2 protein-coding genes and 1 pseudogene are annotated in these 2,883 nt (G+C 57.2%); all 3 read right to left on the bottom strand.

All coding sequences use genetic code 11. The annotated features are described in order from the left end of the window. Window positions 1-328 (bottom strand): annotated as a pseudogene (locus C814_RS21090) (CHAP domain-containing protein); the annotation flags it as partial. Then, window positions 321-692, bottom strand: coding sequence for a DUF3851 family protein (locus tag C814_RS21095; protein WP_016317489.1), 372 nt, complete (start codon window positions 690-692; stop codon window positions 321-323). The gene C814_RS21095 and the pseudogene C814_RS21090, both read right to left, overlap by 8 nt. Next, a partial coding sequence (locus C814_RS21100; protein WP_016317490.1) for a VirB4-like conjugal transfer ATPase, CD1110 family occupies window positions 689-2,883 on the bottom strand: 2,195 nt, incomplete at its 5' end. The genes C814_RS21095 and C814_RS21100, both read right to left, overlap by 4 nt.

Below are 2,883 nucleotides of genomic sequence, written 5' to 3' on the forward strand. Positions count from 1 at the left end.
CGGTCTTGTGCGCCCCTTCCACGCCCACATTGTCCTGTTCGGACTTGCGGATTTCCTTATGCGCCCCGGCAAGCAGCGCGTTGGCCGGAGCGCCCCGTACCGCATGGGACAGCTTGGAGGGCGGCTTTGCCTGTTCCTCAAAGGTCAGTTTCGTTGTTTTCTTTCCGGTATCGGGGTCAATAACGGTCTGCCGGACCTTCTTTTTGGGTATCCTGGCCTGCGCCTTGTCTGCCCGGACAGCTGCTTTCTGTGCGCGGCGGATCGGCTTTTCCAGCGCCGGGGCGGTCCGTTCCTCCTCGGTGAAGCGCAGGCGCGGCTCCTTAATCAAACCATTCCCCCAGCATCAGCGCCTCCATCATATAAAGCAGTTCCATATAGAGGCCCATGCCAGCCGGGGTGTGTAAAGGACGGAGGATCAGGCAGGCATAGACCTGTGCCAGCACATCGGCCAGAAGTTCCGCGCCCCTGCCCTCCATAATCCTGCCGCCAGTGTCAGGGGAGAGGCAGCACCAGATTTCCGCAAGGCGGAGCAGGCCCGTTTCCCCGTCACGGTTCAGTTCTGCCGCCATGCCCTCCGCAGTACGGCACTCGCTTACCGCGTCCGCCATCGCCAGAAGCAGCTGGCGGCGCTGAATCTCCATCGCCCGCTGCAAAAACAGCCGGGGATTGTGTTTCATTTTCTGTGCAGTCATGATAGCTTTCCCTCCTTTAATTCCTGTAATTTTGTGGTCATGATGCGGTACAGCTCGGTGTCCTTGGGGAACCGGTCGATAAAGGGCAGGATGATGTTGCCGTAGAACAGCAGCCCTTCGCCCTCGCCGGAGTGGGTCACATAGGACAGCTGGTGCGGGGAGATGCCCAGCTGCCTTGCCAGAATCTGCCGGTCCCCGCTTGCCTGGTTGAGCATATATACAAAGTCCGAGTTCTCAAAGATGTTCTCGATCTCCCGGCTGGCAAGCAGGTCCTTGATGTTCTGGGTGATGCCGGTGGGAATCCCGCCCCATTTCCGAAAGCGTTTCCAGATTTCAATGGTATAGGCGGCGGTCTGGTCCTCTTTGAGCAGCAGGTGCATCTCGTCAATGTAGTAACGGGTGGACTTGTGGGCGGCGCGGTTGATGGTGACGCGGTTCCACACCTGGTCCTGCACCACCAGCATACCGATTTTTTTCAGCTGCTTTCCTAACTCCTTGATGTCATAGCAGACAATGCGGTTGTCGATGTTTACATTGGTCCGGTGGTTGAACACATTCAGGGAGCCGGAAACATAGATTTCCAGCGCCGTAGCGATGTACTGCGCTTCTTTTTCCTCCTGGGTCAGCAGAAGGTTGTATAAATCCTCCAATACCGGCATATTCTCCGGCCTGGGGTCGTTCAGGTAATCATGGTAGACCAGCCGTACACAACGGTCGATGATGGTTTTCTGGACCGGCTGCAAGCCCTCCTTGCCGCCCACGATCAGCTCGCACAGCGACAGAATGAAATCGGATTTCAAAGACAGCGGGCTTTCATCGTCCGAGTAGTCCAGGTTTAGGTCCATCGGGTTAATGTAGTCCCCGGAGGTGGGCGAAATCTTGATAACCTGCCCATGCAGCCGCTCCACAAGGGGCGCGTACTCCGATTCCGGGTCGCACACGATGATGTCATCGGTGGTGAGCAGAAAACAGTTGGCGATTTCCCGCTTGGCGGAAAAGGACTTGCCGGAGCCGGGAGTGCCTAAAATCAGGCCGTTGGGGTTTTTCAGCTTCTTGCGGTCCACCATGATAAGGTTGTTGGACAGGGCGTTGATGCCGTAGTACAGCGCCTCTTTCCCGTTCTGGAAAAGCTCCTGGGTGGTAAAGGGGATAAAGATGGCGGTGCTGGAAGTGGTCAGCCCCCGCTGGATTTCCACCTGGTTTTGTCCCAGGGGCAGGCAGCTCATCAGCCCTTCCTCCTGCTGGAAGTCCAGCCTTGCCAGCTGGCAGTTGTACTTCTGCGCGATGCTGGACGCCTGAAACACGTTGTTGCCCAGCTGTCTGGCGGTGTCCGCCGTATTCAGCACCAGAAAGGTCACAAGGAACATCCGCTCGTTGCGGCTCTGTAAATCCTGCAACAGCTTTTTGGCCTCGTTTCCGTAAGTAGCCAGATCGCTGGGAATTATATCCATATCGTACCCTGCCCGGACCGCCTTTTTCTGTTCCTCGATCTTGGCCCGGTCCAGGTCGGTGATTTTGCGCTTGACTGTCTTGATGGCCTTTACCTGGTCTAAGGACTGCACATGGAGGCTGACAATCAGGGAGCTTTCCATATCCAGAAAGTCCGCCAGCATCCGGTCGTTCAATTCCGGCGCGAGAATCTGCACAAAGCTGACCGCGCCGTACTTTTTCCCCATGCGGAACTGCCTGCCGGTGCGGAACTCAAAGGAAGTGGGGGCGATGAAGTCCTTGGTGGAAAGGCCGGAGGGGGCCAGCCAGTCCCACGAAAAGGAAAAGGGAACCTGTTCATCCATGTGGAATACGCCATGCAGCTGGGACAGCCGCGCCCGCCCGTCCAGCGGCTCCGCCACTACGCCCAGCCGCTTGAAGTTGTTGAGCAGGTCGGTTTCAATCCGTTCCAGCCGGGGCTTTGCCGCCCGGATGCTGTCCGCGTCAATGCCGAAGGTCAGGTATTTTGTCTTAATCAGGCCGTTGTTCCCCTTTGCCAGCTGGTTTTGCAGCATCTGGGTGTACTCGCTGCGGATGTTGTCAAAATCATCCCCCTGGGGCGGGATGGTGATGGACCGGGCAAAGGTTTCCTGGGACGCGGCCAGGTTGAGGAAGGACAGCTGGAACCGGATGGAGCTGTCAAAGTAGTTGAGGAAATCGCACCAGCCCTCGAAGATGGCGGTCTTATCCTCGTTTTGGGACA

Source organism: Anaerotruncus sp. G3(2012) (assembly GCF_000403395.2).
Lineage (GTDB): Bacteria > Bacillota > Clostridia > Oscillospirales > Ruminococcaceae > Anaerotruncus.

Bases quoted from the DNA above. Each gene is read 5' to 3' on its own strand.
- C814_RS21095 (WP_016317489.1), bottom strand. From the start codon at position 692: ATGACTGCACAGAAAATGAAACACAATCCCCGGCTGTTTTTGCAGCGG.